Genomic DNA, 16217 nt, shown 5'->3' on the forward strand with positions numbered 1-16217 from the left:
ATCCGCGCCCCGCCGTCACCCCGCTACAGGTATTGCACGATGAAAGCCCAAGCCCGCCACATTCTGGTCAAGACTGCCGATGAGGCTGAAAAACTCAAACAACGCATCGCCAACGGTGAAGCGTTCGATGTGCTGGCGAAGAAGTTTTCGACCTGCCCATCCGGCAAGCGCGGCGGCGATCTGGGTGAAGTGCGGCCGGGGCAGATGGTCGGCGCCATCGACGCAGTGATCTTCAAGAAACCGCTGCGCACCGTGCACGGGCCGATCAAGAGCAAGTTCGGCTATCACCTGGTACAGGTGTTTTTCCGCGACTGATCCAGTGCCCTTAAGGCGCAGCTTCGGCAGCGCCTTAAGGGATCGGATTCACGCCCTGGGGATCAATGCTCCAGGCACTTGAATCACCCGACTGGCCAACCGATGCCCCGCCTCCGCCGCCTGCGCAGGACTGGCGCCTGACAAGCGACTGGCCAGATACGCCGCACTGAACGAATCCCCTGCCGCTGTGGTGTCCACCACCTTCTCGACCTTCTGTGCCGGCACTTCGAACGCTTCCCCGTCGCAACGGATCAGACAGGCTTCGGCACCGCGCTTGAGCACTACTTCCGGTGTACCGATCTGCGCATACGCTTCAAACACTGCATCACAGTCTTCGAAATGGAACAGCGCCTGCTCGTCGTCCACCGTCAGCAACGCCAGATCGACATGGGGCAACACGCTGCGATACGCCGCCCGCGCCTCTTCTACCGAGGCCCACAGCCGTGGCCGGTAATTGTTGTCGAAGACGATTCGCGCATCGCGCTGGCGGGCTTCGATCAAGGTCTCGATCAGTTTCTCCCGACCCTTCACGCCGAGCACCGCCAGCGTGATACCACTGAAATACAGCACGTCGTAATCCGGCAGCGCTGCCAGAATCGGCGCAGCCGCCGGGGTCGTGAAACAATCGCGAACGGCCGCCTCGTTGCGCCAGTACAGAAAGCGCCGCTCCCCGGCAGCGTCGGTCTGGATGCAATACAGACCCGGCAAACGACCGGGCAAGCGTTGAACCAGATCCAGGCCAATGTTTTCAGCGGCCCAACTGCGGCACATGGCGTCACTGAAGCTGTCATCGCCCAGCGCAGTAACGTAATCGACCTGCGCCTTGTCACCCATGGCGCGGGACAGATAGACCGCCGTGTTCAGCGTATCGCCGCCGAAACTCTGTTGCAGGCTGCCGTCGGCACGCTGCTGAAGCTCGATCATGCATTCGCCGATCAAGGCGATGCGCGGGGTGTTCGGACCCAATGGACTGAGCGTGTTCATCAGAAACAGGTTTCCATGGTTTCGATCACCGACAGCTGCTCGTCCACCAGCAGCCCTACGCGCCACTTATCGAAGGTCAGGCATGGGTGCGAAGTACCGAAGGAAATGATGTCACCCACGCGCAATTCCACACCCGGTGCCACGGTCATGAACGCGTGCTGATCCATCACCGCCGTCACCTTGCAGGCGCCGACATCGTCCCCCACCGCTGGCACCACGCCGGCCTTGTAACGCAGCAACGGCACCGGCATCCCGGCATCGAACGCCACATCACGCTTGCCCAGGGCAATCACGGCAAAGCCCGGCTCCGGCATCGATTGCACATGAGCCCAGACTTCCAGCGCCGGACGCAGGCCTTCATGCAGATCGCTGCGACGGTCGAGTACACAGCACTGCGCCTCTTTGTAGATGCCATGGTCATGGGCCACATAACTGCCGGGGCGCAACACGCTGAGGAAACGCCCGCCTGCGTTCTGCGCTTCGAACGACTCGGCAATCAGGTCGTACCAGGCCGAACCCGACGCAGTGATGATCGGCTTGGCGATGGCGAACGCGCCGCTGTCCTGCAACTGCACCGCCAGTCGCACCAGCGAGGCGGCGAATTCACGGATGCCGGTGACAGCGTGATCGCCATGAATCACGCCTTCGTAACCTTCGATACCGGTCAGGGCCAGCGCTGGTTGCGCGCCGATGGCCTTGGCCAGTTCGATGACTTCCTGCTCGCTGCGGCAGCCGCAACGGCCGCCAACCACGCCGTATTCGATCATGACGTTCAGGCGCACACCGCGTGACGCGAAGTAAGCGCCCAGATCGGCGACGTTGTCCGGATGATCGACCATGCAATAGAAATCGAAACCCGAATCGGCCGCCAACAGATCGGCAATCAACGCCATGTTCGGCGTGCCGACCAGTTGGTTGGCCATCAACACCCGACGCACGCCATGGGCGTAAGCGGCACGGGTCTGGGTGGCGCTGGCCAGGGTGATGCCCCAGGCGCCGGCGTCGAGCTGACGACGAAACAGCGCTGGGGTCATGCTGGTCTTGCCGTGGGGCGCGAGTTCGGCGCCACTGTCGCTGACAAACTTTTGCATCCAGCGAATGTTGTGCTCCAGCGCTTCGCGGTGCAGCACCAGCGCCGGCAGGCTGATGTCACGTACCAGTTGCGCGCCAATGGCGGCATCACCCTTTTCCACGGCAGCAGTGTTGTTGGCAGTCGTCATGGTCGAACTCCTCACAGTCGCGTCCGCTGGCGGGCGCAGTTATTCGTTGATACGCCGGGCGAGGCTGTTGGCGCTCTCGATCAGAACCCGGCGATAGTCGCTGTAGTTGGTCTTGGCATCGGCGCGCGGGGCGACGATGCACAGGGTGCAGATGGCCACGCCGCTCGGGTCTTTGACCGGGGCGGCGAAGCAATGGGTAAAGGTGTCGGCGACACTGTCGAACGAGAAGAAACCGTCGATGCCGGCCTGACGGATTTCCTTGAGAAACGTCTCCATCGGCAGGCGTTCGCCATCCGGCAGGATGAAATCGTCGGGATCGATCAGGTCGTTGATCTGCTGGTCACTCAAGTGCGCCAGCAGCAGGCGTCCGGATGCGGTCCACGGGATTGGAGCGTTTTCACCGATATCGGAAGAAATGCGGAAATGCCGCTCGCCCTCTTTCATCAGCGCCACCGTGTATTTGCGCCCGTTGAGCAGGCACATCTGCGCGGTTTCCCGGGTCTGGCTGACGATCTCCTGCAAGGCGTGATCGGCCTCGCGACTGAGGTCGAAATGCCGCAAATGCGCCTGGCCGAGAAAGTACAACTGACGACCGAGGTAGACGTGACCGTCCTTCCCCACCGGTTCCAGAATCCGTCGTTCGAGCAACGACGCCACCAGTTCGTAGACCGTGGATTTCGGGCTGCCGATGCCGTTGGCGATGTCGTTCGGGCGCAGTGGCTGGCCGATCTCCTTGAGGAAATCGAGGATATCGAACGCCCGGTCCAAACCGCGTGCCCGGCGCTTGATGGTGTCTTCGGTCATTTCAGTGGTTCCCATTCAAAGTGCCGGGAGTTTATCGCGAAAGATCGCTCCCACGCTCTGCGCGAGAGCGGTCAACACTCAGGCCTTTTTCTTGTAAGCAATGCAATCGATCTCGACCTTGCAGTCAACCATCATGCTCGCCTGCACACAGGCCCGGGCCGGTGCGTGTTCAGGCTTGAAGTACTCGCCGAAGACCTTGTTGAAACTGCTGAAATCCCGCGGATCGTCCAGCCACACCCCGGCACGGACCACGTCTTCCAAGCCATAACCGGCCTCTTCAAGAATCGCGATCAGGTTCTTCATGGTCTGGTGCGTCTGCTCGACGATGCCGCCCACGATGATCTCGCCATCCACCGCCGGCACCTGGCCGGAAACGTGCAGCCAGCCATCGGCTTCGACCGCGCGGGCGAATGGACGTGGCTGGCCGCCAGCGGCGGTGCTGCCGGTGCCGTAACGCGTAATGCTCATGGATGTGTCTCCTGATTGAAAAAGTGAAAAGTCAGAACCGCGTGCTTTTGAGAAATTCCGCAAGCCGCGGCGATTGCGGACGCTCGAACAGTTCCTTGGGAGGCCCCTGCTCTTCGATGCGTCCCTGATTCATGAAAACGATCTTGTCCGAAACTTCGAACGCAAAACGCATTTCGTGGGTCACCAGCAACATGGTCATGCCGTCCTCGGCCAGGCCCTTGATCACGTTCAGCACTTCGCCGACCAGTTCCGGGTCGAGGGCCGAGGTGACTTCGTCGAACAGCATCAGGCTCGGGTTCATCGCAATCGCCCGGGCAATCGCCACGCGCTGTTGCTGACCGCCGGACAACTGGCCGGGAAAGTGATTTCGCCGCTCCAGCAGGCCGACCCGCTCCAGCCATTTCTCGGCCAGGACCACGGCTTCGTCCTTGTGCATTTTTTTCACCTTGAGCAAACCCAGGGTGACGTTCTGCAACGCGGTGAGGTGCGGAAACAGATTGAATTGCTGGAACGCCATGCCGGTCATCGCCCGATGGCGTGCGATGACTTTTTCCGGGTGGCGCACGCGTTTGCCATTGAGTTCGTCATAGCCGATGGATTCGCCGTCGAGCAGGATCTGCCCGCCCTGGAATTCTTCCAGCATGTTCACGCAGCGCAGCAGCGTGGTCTTGCCCGAACCACTGGAGCCGATCAGCGTCACCACGTTGCCGCGCTGCATGCTCAGGTCGACACCCTTGAGCACCTCGACCGCACCGTACTGTTTGTGCAGGCCACGGATGTCCAGCAGGGGCTGGCCGTTCTGGACGTTGGAAACTTGAGCTTGAGTCATGGCAGGGCCACCCGCTTTTCAATGTGCCGGCCGAGTAATTCGATGCCGTAGTTGATGACGAAGAACAGAAAACCGGCGAACAGATAAAACTCCAGGGTCATGAACGTCCGGGCGATGATCTGCTGGGTGCTGAGCAACAGCTCCGCCACGCCGATCACCGACAGCAAGGTCGACGCCTTGACGATTTCCGTGGACGAGTTGACCCAGGTCGGCAGGATCTGCCGCAGCGCCTGAGGCAACAGCACGTAACCGAGGGACTGATAGAACGTCAGGCCGATGGCCTTGCTGGCTTCCATCTGTCCGCGCGGCAAGGCTTGCAACGCACCGCGCACGATTTCGGCCACGTGGGAGCCGCAAAACAGCGTCAGCCCCAGGGCACCGGCCTGAAACGCGCTGATCTGCCAGCCGAGCGCCGGCGCCATGTAGAAGCAGGCCAGCACCAGCACGAACACCGGGGTGCCGCGAATCAGATCGACATAAAAGCGGAACGGCGCGCGCATCCAGAACTTGCCGTAGGTCAGAATCAGCCCGGCAAATACGCCGATAACCGTGCCGAACAGAATCGCCAGCGCCGACACCTGCACACTGGTCAGAAAGCCTTGCCACAAGGCTTCGCGGGCAATCCACAACTCATGCAACCAACTGGGAGATTCGTACATTGCAGCCTCCTATCGGCGGATCGCCAGACGCTGCTCCAGGTAACGCAGCAGCATGGCAATGAGGTAACAGGCCGCGACATACAACGCCGTGGTCACCAGCCAGGTTTCGATCACCCGGTAGCTCTCGACGTTGATCTTGCGCGCGTAATAGGTCAGCTCCGGAACCGCGATCGCGGCGGCCAGCGAGGTGTCCTTGAACAGCGAAATGAAGTTGTTCGACAGCGCCGGCAGCACGTTGCGCAACATCACCGGCACGGTGACGTAGGCTTTCACCTGCCACTCGCCGAGACCGATGGCCAGCCCCGCTTCGCGCTGGCCCTTGGGGATGCTCAACAAACCGCCGCGGAACACTTCGGTCAGGTACGCCCCGGCATACAGCGACAGGGTGATGATGAACGACGGGATCTTGTCCAGCCGGATCCCCAGGCTCGGCAACGCAAAGTAGATCAACAGAATCAACACCAGAATCGGCGTGTTACGGATCACCGTCACATACACCGATGCCAGCACCCGCAAGGCGCGATGCTTCGACAGCAAGGCAAACGCCATCAGCAGGCCGATCACGCAGCCGATGGCGATCGACACCAGCGCCAGCTCAAGGCCCAGACCGAGCCCCGCCAGCAAGGTGTCGAAATCGCGCCACACGGCGGCAAAGTTCAACTGATAGTTCATGGTTGGCAGTACCTTGAGCGGGGCGCATCAGGGCGCCCCACTCTCACGGGATCATTTGAATTCGACAGGGAAACCGATGGCGGGCGATGGCAGATCAACGCCGAACCACTGCTTGAACGATGCGGCGTAAGTCGGGAATTCGACGCCGGTCATGGCTTCATGCAGGGTGGTGTTGACGAAGTTCAGCCAGTCCTGATCGCCACGTTTGACGGCGCAGGCGTAGGTTTGCGGGCTCCAGGCGTAAGTCGGGCTGCGGTAGCGGCCTGGGTTCTGCACCATCAGGTATTTGACCGAAGACTGGTCGGTGGCGGCGGCATCGGCACGGCCCGAGTTCACGGCCTGATACATCAGATCGACGCTGTCGTATTGATCGACCTTGGCCTTGGGCAGCGCCTGGTGCACCAGCTCTTCGGCGTACACGTTCTGCAGCACCGCCACAGTCACGCTGTCGCCAGCGGCTTGCAGGTCTTCGATTTCCTTGTACTTGCTGTTGTTCGGCAGCAGCAGGCCGACGCCTTCGCGGTAGTACGGCAGGGTGAACGCCACTTGCTGCGCGCGACTGGCGGTGACGGTGATGAACTGACAGCTCATGTCGACCTTGTCGGTCAGCAGGTTGGGAATCCGCGCATCGGACGACTGCACCACAAACTCGACCTTGTTCGGGTCATTGAACAGCCCCTTGGCCACCATCCTGGCGATGTCGATATCAAAACCCTGCAACTTGCCGTCCGCACCCTGGAAGTGCCACGGCGCATTGGTGCTGCCGGTGCCCACGATCAGTTTTCCACGGGCCAGGACGCTGTCGAGCTTGCTGTCGGCCGCCTGGGCCATGCCCATGACAGCGGACGAAGCCGCGAGAACAAAAACACACGCTTTGAACAAGGATGGTCGGCGATGCATGGCAAGCACTCCAGAGGATTGTTTATTCCGTTATACCGGAACTCGGTTTGTTACTACGGAATAGACAGCAGAAAGTGTGCCACGGGTTTTGAGGGGAATCAGCAATGGAACGAAATTTGTTTTGAATCAAAGGGATAAAAAGAAGGGTGAAGCCTGTGTTACGCGAGGTGTCATTACACCGCGCTACCGTTGGCTACACACGACGAGTATTCGGGCCACATATCGGTGCGCGGTGCACAAAAAAATGTGCTCGGCACCTGTCAACTCTGACAGTTGCGACAGCGACCGCTGCCCCTTTAACGTCGTGACGTCTTGTACATCGAATAAAGGAGGCTCCAATGACGAAGCCGACTCGATATTCAGCGTTGCCCCCGACGTACCGGAAGGTCTTGAAAGCCAGGCGCCTCGTCGTCCTGTACTTCTTCAACGAGCATTGCGGTGCCTGTGTGTTTTCCGGTCCCGTTTTTCTTGAGATCGCCAAGCCCTTCCGGCCCTGGATGGATATCTTCATGCTCGATACCGCACAGTTGTGTCGACATCCGGATGTCACGGGCACTCCGACGGTGTTGTTTTACAAGGAAGGCGTACTGGTCAAAAAACTTAAAGGCATCGGTACGGATGAATCCCTCCTGCAAGACTTCACCCAATTCCTCGGCAAAACCCGGTATCCCGCCCCGCCACGCAAACCAGCCCATGACCTGAGCTGGCTTCGTCACACCCTGCGTACCCTCTGCACCGTCCCTCGCGCAAAACGATGGAACTTTTCCTGAAAGTGCCACCTAAGAGCCATCAGGTAATGGCACTTTCGTTCCAATTGATCTGTAACAACTAGCCTCGAGGCCGGATTGGACAAGCTCCCATCCGGCTGCTTTTCTTTATTTCTCAGAAAGAGATAGGTGCTGTTGGCCAATCGGCAACGGCCTTGCTTCGTCCCAGGAGGGGTCTAATGTCCTTTAACGTCATGATGGTTTTCGGTACTCGCCCGGAGGCCATCAAAATGGCCCCGTTGGCCCGGGTTCTGCGTCAGTGGCCCGACATCAAACTCAACATCTGCTCGACCGGCCAGCATCGCGAGATGCTCAAGCAAGTGCTCGACGCGTTCGAACTGACGGTCGATGAAGACCTGCAAGTCATGACACAGGGCCAGACCCTCAACGGTCTCTCGCAACATCTGCTTGCACAACTCGATCAGGCCTACGAACGGGTCAAGCCGGACATCGTGCTGGTACACGGCGATACCACCACCAGCTTCATCGCCGCCCTCGCCGCCTTCAATCGCCAGTTGCCGATCGGCCACGTCGAGGCCGGTTTGCGCACCGGCAACCTGCGCGCGCCCTGGCCGGAAGAAGCCAACCGGCGCCTGACCGGCGTCATTGCCGACCTGCACTTTCCGCCGACCGGCAAGGCCGAAGCCAATCTGCTGCGCGAAGGCGTGCCTCAAGACAACATCGAAATCACCGGCAACACCGTGATCGATGCGCTGCTGTGGATGCGCACGCACCAGCAGCAAAGCCAGTGGCGTCCGGCGGCGGATTCCCCGTTGTCGGTGCTCGACGATAGCCGTCGCATGGTATTGATCACGGGGCATCGCCGGGAGAATCTCGGCGACGGTTTCCAGAACATCTGCCAGGCCCTTGCCGACCTCGCCCTGCGCTATCCGGATGTGCAATTCGTCTACCCGGTACACCTCAACCCACAGGTGCAAAGCGCGGTGTACGGCATGCTTGCCGACAAACCCAACATCTATCTGGTCGCCCCACAGGATTACCCGAACTTCGTCTGGCTGATGGGCCGTGCGCACTTCATCCTGACCGACTCCGGCGGTGTCCAGGAGGAGGCGCCGGCCATCGGCAAACCGCTGCTGGTATTGCGTGATGTTACCGAACGCCCTTCCGTACTAGAGGGCGGCACCGTGTTGCTGGTAGGCACCGACACCGCGAAGATCGTCAAGGAAGCCAGCCAGTTGCTCGATGACGAAGCAACCTACCAACGCATGAGCCGAGTCCACAGTCCGTACGGTGACGGCCACGCCAGTGAACGCATCGCCAAACGCCTCCACGCCTGGCTGAGCGCACGCTCGGCGGCGGGTAACGGCGTATGAGTCTGGGTTGGGTCGACTTCTTTGCGTATGTGCTGTTTGGTCTGAAGTATGTGGCGATCATCCTCGCCCTGCTGATGTTCATCCTCGGCCTCGATGACCTGTTCATCGACCTCGTGTACTGGAGCCGCAAGTTCATCCGGCGCTGGCGGATCTACGAAAAATTCAAGCGCGCCGACGAGGAACGCCTGTATTCGATTCCCGAGAAGCCGCTGGCGATCATGGTGCCGGCGTGGAACGAAGTCGGCGTGGTCGGCGAAATGGCGCGCCTTGCCGCCTCGACCATCGACTATGAGAACTATCAGATTTTCGTCGGCACCTACCCCAACGACGCCGAGACCCAGGCCGATGTCGATGCGGTCTGCCAGCACTACCCCAACGTGCACAAAGTGGTGTGCGCCCGACCTGGCCCGACCAGCAAGGCCGACTGCCTGAACAACATCATCGACGCGATCCTGCGCTTCGAGAGCGAGGCGAAAATCCAGTTCGCCGGGTTCATCCTGCACGATGCCGAAGACGTGATTTCGCCGATGGAATTGCGCCTCTACAACTACCTGCTGCCGAACAAGGACCTGATCCAGATTCCGGTCTATCCCTACGCACCGGAATGGAAGGGTTTCACTGCCGGCCACTACGTCGATGAGTTCGCCGAAAACCACGGCAAGGACGTCATCGTGCGCGAGGCCCTCACCGGCCAGGTGCCGAGTGCCGGTGTCGGCACGTGCTTCAGCCGTAAAGCCATCAGCGCCCTGCTGGAAGATGGCGACGGCATTGCCTTCGATGTGCAGAGCCTCACCGAAGACTACGACATCGGTTTCCGTCTGAAGCAGAAAGGCATGAAATGCATCTTCGCCCGCTACTCGGTCAGCGATCCGAAACTGGCGCTGGAGCAACCCTGGGTGTTCGGGATGAACCGCGAGTTCTCTCAGGTGATCTGTGTGCGGGAACATTTCCCACGGGACCTGCAGCACGCGATCCGGCAGAAATCACGCTGGATCGTCGGCATCGTGTTCCAGGGCACCAAGAACCTCGGCTGGAGCCGCAAGGGTCTGCTCAATTACTTCCTGTGGCGTGACCGTCGCGGATTGATCGCTTATTTGCTGAGCTTTCTGGTCAACCTGCTGTTCCTGGTGCTGCTGGCGATGTGGGCGGTCACGGTGATTTCCCCTGACTCGTGGCGCTATCCGTCGATCCTCGCCGACAGCTCGTTGCTCTCGGTGCTGCTGTGGCTTAACGGGCTGATGCTTTTCAACCGCCTGTTCCAGCGTGGCTGGTTCGTCACCCGCTACTACGGGCTGGTCGAAGGGCTATTGTCGGCACCGCGCATGATGTGGAGCAACTTCGTCAACTTCTTCGCCAACCTGCGCGCCCTGCGCCAGGTGATGGAGATGGGCGACTCGCGGCGCGTAGCCTGGGACAAGACCACCCACGAATTCCCGGCGCTGACCAAGGCGCAACGTACCCCGCTTGGCCATCGACTGGTGGAGAAAGGCCTGCTGACCGAAGAGCAACTGGAAGCGGCGATCACCAGCCCGGTGCGCCGGCGTCTGGGGCGCGAATTGCTGTTGCGCGAATACATCGACAGCACACAGCTTGTACAAACCCTGGCCGAACAGCTGGATCTGGAGTGGGCGCCGCTCAACCCGTTCAAGCTCGACAAGCGCCTGATCGATGCCGTGCCACGCCGGGTCGCGTCGCACTACGGCGTGCTGCCGGTGGCCGAAGAAGGCGACACGCTGATTCTGGCCTCCGAAGGCCCGGTCAGCCAGGTCTCGCTCGGCGCCATCAGCCGTCAATTGAAACGCCCGGTGCGTAGCCGTCTGGCACCCCAGGGCCGCGTCACTTTGGGGATTCGCTACTGGTACGCCAGTCCCCGCCAGAATGAGGAAGTGCGTCATATGCTCGAAGTGCTTGAGCGCCATCAGGACGATGAAGCCTTGCTGGAGCGGGTCAGCCGCCATCAGGTGCTGCTGGGCAATCTGTTGCAGGTACGCGGCATGGTGCCGCCGACTCTTTTCAATCAGGCACTGATCGACTTTGACGCCGAACAGATGTCGCTCGGCGAACACCTGATTTCCCGGGGCATGATCACCCAGGAAGTCCTGGAACAGGCCCTGGCCGATCAGGCCAGCGAACAGCAAGCCGCCTACCGCATTGTCCGGGAGGTCGCATGAAGCCTGTGCATCGTCACACCTTGCTGATGGGCAGCCTGCTGCTGGGCCTGAGTACCGCGTATCCGCTACAGGCTGCGCCGCTGAGCGACTTCGAGCAGTTCCGCAGCTATCCCTACATGGACCGCAGTTACCGCGAAGCGAAAAAGGGCAACTGGAAAGAAGTCGAGCGTCTGATGCGCCACTTGCTGGAAAAGGTCCCGAAAAACGACGAGGCCCGGGCACTGCTGGTTGAATCGCTGGCCAAACAACGCCGTTACAAAGACGCGATGCAAGCGTTGCCGGCAAACAGCGACGCCCTTCTCGACCTGCGCCTGACCTGGATCGAACAGGATCCGCCGACCAGCACTCAGGTTGAAAGCTGGATGGCCACTAGCAGCCTGAATGACCGCGTACGCCTGTGGCAGGCCTACAGTCTCAGCCTCGCCAAGTTCGGCGGCGCGGCCAAGGCTCACGACTGGCTGGCACAACTGTCGCCCAAGGGCGATGACAATATCCTGCGTCTGGCGCGGGCCAACTGGTCGGAGCAACTGCGCGACTGGAGCGGCACCATCGATCAGCTCGCACCGCTCGCCGCCCGCAAACAACTGGATGCCGAAGGCTGGCAACGATTGGCCAATGCCTACGTCCAGCGCCTAGACGAAAAACCGCTGCAACAGCTGCTGCAACAGGCCCCGAGCCTCGAGGCCGCACGCAAAGTCCGCCTCGCAATGGTCGACCGCGCCATTGCCATGGGCCACGAGCAACAGGCACAACGCTGGATTCAGTCGTTGCCGGACTCCGATCTGGCCGACCCGGCACAACGCCAGCGCCTGTGGGAACTGGCGCGCAAGACCGAAGACGTGCCGACCGTGCAGCGCTTGAGCAACGACCTGCAGCGGCCTTGCCTGGAGACCGCCGAATGGTTGTCGCGCCAGGACCCGGAAGCAGCGCTCAAGCAATTTCGCGGCTGCACGCCAGACGACGACCCGCAAACCTGGCTGATACTCGCACAACGCCTGCAAGCCACCGACCTGTTGCAAACCACCCGACTGCCGCAGCCGTGGGACAGTCGCCGTCAGGAGCAAATCTTGAATGTCTGGCAGGATCAGGGACGCAGCGACAAGGTCGATGCGTGGCTGGCCGGCCAGACGCAAACGCCTGAAATCGTCAAACGTCGGGCGGAACTGTCGCAACGCATGGGACGCATGACCGAAGCGCAGACCTTGTGGGAGCTTCACTACCGGCAGACCGGCAATCCGGCCTCGCTGAATCAGGCCACTTATCTGGCAGTCAACAACGGTGATCGCGACCACGCGCAGCAATTGCTGGAAACTGCGTATGACCGTCATCAGGGTCGTTTGCCGGCCACAGCGCTGCAGCGTCTGGCCGGTCTGTATGCAGCTTCGAAAACCACAACACCGGAACAACAACGACGCATGGCTTCGTTGCTCACCCATGTCGATGGTGCCACCCGTGGCCAGTTACTCGCGCAACTCGCAGAAAACGGCCAGTGCGATGCCGTTCAGCAAGCCATAGGCAACCACCCTCAGGTCGCCGGCGATTATCGCGCTTTGGGTCGTTGTGCGATGCCGGATCGACCGGGCGAAGCTGTCGTGTATTACCAGCAAGCGGAAAAACTCGGTGACCGCAGCGGCCGGCTGCCCCTGGCCTACGCCCTCGAAGCCGCTGGCGATTCCGCTGGTGCGCTGGCCATCTGGCGCAGCATTCCCGCTACAGAACTGAGCGACAACGCGCGCCTCACCGCCAGCCGCAGTGCGCTGAATGCAGGTGACAGCCAGGCCGCTGAAGGTTACTGGCAGCAAAGCACGACGCGGGGCGCCAATGAATGGGCCCTCGGTGCGGCCATCGCCGACGCCCGCGGCGATCATGTCCAGGCACTTGAACGTCAGCGCAAAGCCTTGCAACAAGCACCGGACGCCGGGCATTTCTACGCAGCGTCGGTCACCGCGCAAAAGGCGGGGGACTTGCCACAAAGCACCGCATGGCTGGCCGAGGCCGTACGTCGCGACCCGAACAACCCGCGTTACCGCGCCGACTACGGCATGCGCTTGGCCGGCGCTGAAACCCGCGAGGAACGCGCCACCGCAATCCCCTATCTGCAACAGGCCACCCGTGACTTCCCCGAGGATTACCGACTCGGCGAAACCCTGGCCTGGCGCTACGACGAAGTGGAAGACAGCGCCTCGGCCCGCAAGGAACTGCGCCGGGTGATCGATCTGGAACAAAACCCGGTGGCCGCCGACGACGAGGATGGCAGCATGGAAGCGCGCCGCTACCGTCAGCGCCGTGCCCATGAAACCCTCTCCCGCCGCGACAGCCGGACGATTGCCAGCACCTGGTCGCCAGCCGGAGTGTCGACCAATGACTTCGTGCGGCCGGACGAGAGCAAAGGTTCGAACCGTCGCGCCGACTCGCAAAACGTACAACTGGCGATGTGGGATCACGCCCTCGGCGATGAACCGAGCCGCGCCGGCAGTACGCTGTCGGTGTATGGCCGGGTCCTGCTCGGTGGACAGGGTCGCTCCAGTTACGCCGAATCCCTCGCCGCCGGTGTCGGCCTGCGCTACAAGCCGTGGGGCACGCAGAACATCAACTTCTACGGTGAGATCTACAAACAGAGCCAGTTCAACGATGACGACAACCACAGCCTGAGCCTCGGCCAGATGCTTGTGCCGGAAAAACTGCTGGATCAGATCAACGATCACCGCCAGGACGGCCACACCACCACCGACTACCTGTTGCGCGCTACGGCCTCGTTCCTCGATCAGGGCAAGTACCGCAATGACTGGCGCGTCGACGAAAACGACTGGGGCGAGCGCTTCCTCTACCTTGATGCCGCCTGGTGGACCAAGGCCGGCGATCACCAGTGGCTGTCGCGGTTCCAGCAGGGGCATGCCTGGAAGCTGCCGAACAGCGGCGCTCAGACGATCATGCCTTATGGCTTCCTCGAATTCGCCAGCCAGGATCCGAGCAACGATTGGCGCCAGGACCTGCGTACCGGTGTCGGTCTGCGCTGGCAATGGTGGTACGACGAGGATCGCTACAACGCCTACCGCTCGAAACTGACGGTACGCACCGAATATCAACAGTCGCTGGGCGGCAATCTGTATGAAGGCGGCAACGGTGTGCTGCTGGGCGTGGAGTGGAATTTCTAATGGCTCGATGGATGTTGTTTTTCTACCTGTTGCTGGGTGCCACTCTCGCACGGGCCGATGAGCGGGTGTTCTATCAGCCCCTGAATGTCGACGCCGGCCTGACCCAGGCGCAGTGGCAGAAAGTCTGGCAGGACATAGCCCGGCAAGGCACGCGAACCGTGATTGTGCAGTGGACCGCGTACGGTGACTCGGACTTTGGCGGTGCCAATGGCTGGCTCGCCAACAGCCTGAAACTCGCCCGACAGCAAGGCCTGCAACTGGTGCTCGGGCTGTCGATGGACCCGGCGTATTACAAGCGCATCGACGAACTGGACAGCGCCGGCCTCGGCGCCTATTGGCAGGCGCAATTGGGGCAATCGCTCGCACAGCAACAGAAGTTGCGCCAGGAATGGAAACTGCCGGTCAGCGGTTGGTATCTGCCGCTGGAACTGGACGACTTGCACTTTCTGGCGGCCGACCGGCGGGCAACGCTCCAGCGTCAGTTGAAGGATTTCGCCGCAAAACTGGACGCACCGCTGCATGTCAGTGCCTTCAGTGCCGGCAAGTTGGCCCCGACAGTCAACGCCCAATGGCTGGGGGATCTGACAGCCGCCGGCGCGCAGGTCTGGTGGCAGGACGGCGCGGGTACCGGACGCCTGCCAGTGCTGGTGCGCAACGGCTATGCCAGCGCACTGCCCTGCTCCGTCGGCATCGTGCGTGAAGCGTTCCGCCAGGTCAGCCGTGAAGGCGAGGCTTTCCGCGCCGAGCCGGCAACCCCGGATGCCACTTCCACCGGCTGTCATCAAAGTGCCGTGTTTTCCCTGCGATACCGGCCGTGGGGACAGGTGATTCTCGACAACCAGCGCAAGCATCCGGGCAGCAATGTACAAAACCATTGAAGACGAAGTCCTGAAGCGAACCGCACCCGCCGAGTTGTGGGACGAGTTCATCCAGCATGAGTTCGAACGGCTGCATTCGTTCTGCCTGCTGATCTATCTGGCCAGCATGGGCATCTGGCTGGCCTTCGACCTGATCGTCAGTTTCCTCGGCGATCAGGGCTTCACCTGGCGCTCTATGGTGTTCATCGCCGCGTTCGCCGTACTCGCCGTGGTGTTGATGTTCACGCGCAAGGCTCGCCACTTCGACTGGCTTAACCTGACCTTCGTGTTCCTCATCACCCTGGGCATACGGCTGGTGATCGACGGCCTGCCGCCGACGTTTCATGGCATCTGGCTGGTGCTCGCTGCCGCCACCACGCTTTACAGCGCCTCCGTGCTGCCACTCAGTCGCTGGTCGTTCTTCGCTGCGCAGGTCGTCACCTGGCTGATACTCAACCCGTTCATGGGGACCGGTATCGGCCTGCTGGAACTCAAAGGCGTCATGACCATCGCCTACAGCGTGTTTCTCTGTGCGCTGACGATCTACACGTTTTTGAAGCTGCGCGAGACCAAGCTCTACAACTACATCATGTCCAAGCTGTTGCTGGATCAGGCCTACAACGACACGCTGACTGAAATCCCCAACCGCCGCTCGTTCATGACCCGCGCCGAAAAGAGCCTGCAAGCAGCGCCCCGCGAGCACGACCATTACCTGGCGATGATCGACATCGACAACTTCAAGAAAGTGAATGATGTGTACGGCCACGACATCGGCGATGAAGTGCTCAAGCGGATCGCAGCAGACATCAAAGCGGTGATGGCACCGTTCGAATACGCGCGACTGGGTGGCGAGGAGTTTGCGATTTATCTGGCGGGCGTGCGCCGCGAGGACGTCGAGGCCTTGGCCGGTGAGTTGTGCCGGGTGGTGCGTGAGCAAACCACCCGGCATCCGGTGACCATCAGCATCGGTGTGGCCCGGGTCGAAGATGGCGATACCCTCAACCAGGCCCTGATCAAGGCTGACGAAGCGTTGTATGAGTCAAAGCACACCGGGAAAGACCGGTACACCTTTCATCAGTGAG

The 16217-nt window shown here is 61.1% G+C and carries 15 protein-coding genes; 7 read left to right on the top strand and 8 right to left on the bottom strand.

Features of this window, described 5'->3' with window-relative positions; translation table 11 throughout:
- Positions 1-39 precede the first annotated feature (39 nt).
- A complete protein-coding gene (locus DLD99_RS15560; protein ID WP_065260528.1) occupies positions 40-315 on the top strand; it encodes a peptidylprolyl isomerase in 276 nt (91 codons plus the stop codon).
- A gap of 48 nt (positions 316-363) precedes the next feature.
- Here DLD99_RS15560 and DLD99_RS15565 read toward each other — a convergent pair whose 3' ends face one another.
- From DLD99_RS15565 to DLD99_RS15600, 8 genes are all read right to left on the bottom strand, one after another.
- Entirely contained in the window at positions 364-1299 is a 936-nt protein-coding gene (locus DLD99_RS15565) for a sugar kinase (protein ID WP_114883417.1), read from the bottom strand.
- The gene (locus DLD99_RS15570) at positions 1299-2519 is read right to left on the bottom strand and encodes an amino acid deaminase (RefSeq protein WP_114883419.1); all 1221 of its coding nucleotides are present in this window, start codon (positions 2517-2519) and stop codon (positions 1299-1301) included. The genes DLD99_RS15565 and DLD99_RS15570 overlap by 1 nt, the downstream gene beginning before the upstream one ends.
- Before the next feature lie 39 nt (positions 2520-2558).
- Entirely contained in the window at positions 2559-3323 is a 765-nt protein-coding gene (locus DLD99_RS15575; protein ID WP_114883421.1) for an IclR family transcriptional regulator, read from the bottom strand.
- 78 nt (positions 3324-3401) lie between these two features.
- Entirely contained in the window at positions 3402-3791 is a 390-nt protein-coding gene (locus DLD99_RS15580; protein WP_007912330.1) for a RidA family protein, read from the bottom strand.
- A 31-nt stretch (positions 3792-3822) separates the two neighbouring features.
- Complete coding sequence (locus DLD99_RS15585) at positions 3823-4620, bottom strand: amino acid ABC transporter ATP-binding protein (protein WP_007960239.1); 798 nt, start codon at positions 4618-4620, stop codon at positions 3823-3825.
- On the bottom strand, positions 4617-5279 hold the full coding sequence (locus tag DLD99_RS15590; protein WP_114883423.1) for an amino acid ABC transporter permease: 663 nt from the start codon (positions 5277-5279) through the stop codon (positions 4617-4619). The genes DLD99_RS15585 and DLD99_RS15590 overlap by 4 nt, the downstream gene beginning before the upstream one ends.
- Positions 5280-5288: 9 nt before the next feature.
- Positions 5289-5951 (bottom strand): amino acid ABC transporter permease, encoded by a 663-nt coding sequence (locus tag DLD99_RS15595; protein WP_059405928.1) that lies wholly within the window; start codon positions 5949-5951, stop codon positions 5289-5291.
- Between the two features lie 51 nt (positions 5952-6002).
- Positions 6003-6851, bottom strand: coding sequence for a transporter substrate-binding domain-containing protein (locus DLD99_RS15600; RefSeq protein ID WP_085710070.1), 849 nt, complete (start codon positions 6849-6851; stop codon positions 6003-6005).
- Positions 6852-7189: 338 nt separating this feature from the next.
- Here DLD99_RS15600 and DLD99_RS15605 point away from each other — a divergent pair, with 338 nt between their 5' ends.
- The 6 genes from DLD99_RS15605 to DLD99_RS15630 all read left to right on the top strand — a co-directional run bounded on the left by DLD99_RS15605 (position 7190) and on the right by DLD99_RS15630 (position 16216).
- Positions 7190-7621 (top strand): thioredoxin family protein, encoded by a 432-nt coding sequence (locus DLD99_RS15605; protein WP_114883425.1) that lies wholly within the window; start codon positions 7190-7192, stop codon positions 7619-7621.
- Between the two features lie 176 nt (positions 7622-7797).
- On the top strand, positions 7798-8952 hold the full coding sequence (wecB, locus tag DLD99_RS15610) for a non-hydrolyzing UDP-N-acetylglucosamine 2-epimerase (RefSeq protein WP_085710073.1): 1155 nt from the start codon (positions 7798-7800) through the stop codon (positions 8950-8952).
- Entirely contained in the window at positions 8949-11123 is a 2175-nt protein-coding gene (nfrB, locus tag DLD99_RS15615; RefSeq protein WP_085710074.1) for a cyclic di-3',5'-guanylate-activated glycosyltransferase NfrB, read from the top strand. Before wecB ends, nfrB begins: the two co-directional genes overlap by 4 nt.
- Entirely contained in the window at positions 11120-14278 is a 3159-nt protein-coding gene (locus tag DLD99_RS15620) for an NfrA family protein (RefSeq protein ID WP_114883427.1), read from the top strand. The genes nfrB and DLD99_RS15620 overlap by 4 nt, the downstream gene beginning before the upstream one ends.
- On the top strand, positions 14278-15156 hold the full coding sequence (locus DLD99_RS15625) for a DUF4434 family protein (protein WP_114883429.1): 879 nt from the start codon (positions 14278-14280) through the stop codon (positions 15154-15156). Before DLD99_RS15620 ends, DLD99_RS15625 begins: the two co-directional genes overlap by 1 nt.
- Positions 15140-16216: a GGDEF domain-containing protein gene (locus tag DLD99_RS15630; RefSeq protein WP_114883431.1), complete on the top strand. Its 1077-nt coding sequence runs from the start codon at positions 15140-15142 to the stop codon at positions 16214-16216. Before DLD99_RS15625 ends, DLD99_RS15630 begins: the two co-directional genes overlap by 17 nt.
- The last annotated feature ends 1 nt before the right edge of the window (position 16217 follow it).

Source organism: Pseudomonas kribbensis, from assembly GCF_003352185.1.
GTDB classification, from domain to species: Bacteria; Pseudomonadota; Gammaproteobacteria; order Pseudomonadales; family Pseudomonadaceae; genus Aquipseudomonas; species Aquipseudomonas kribbensis.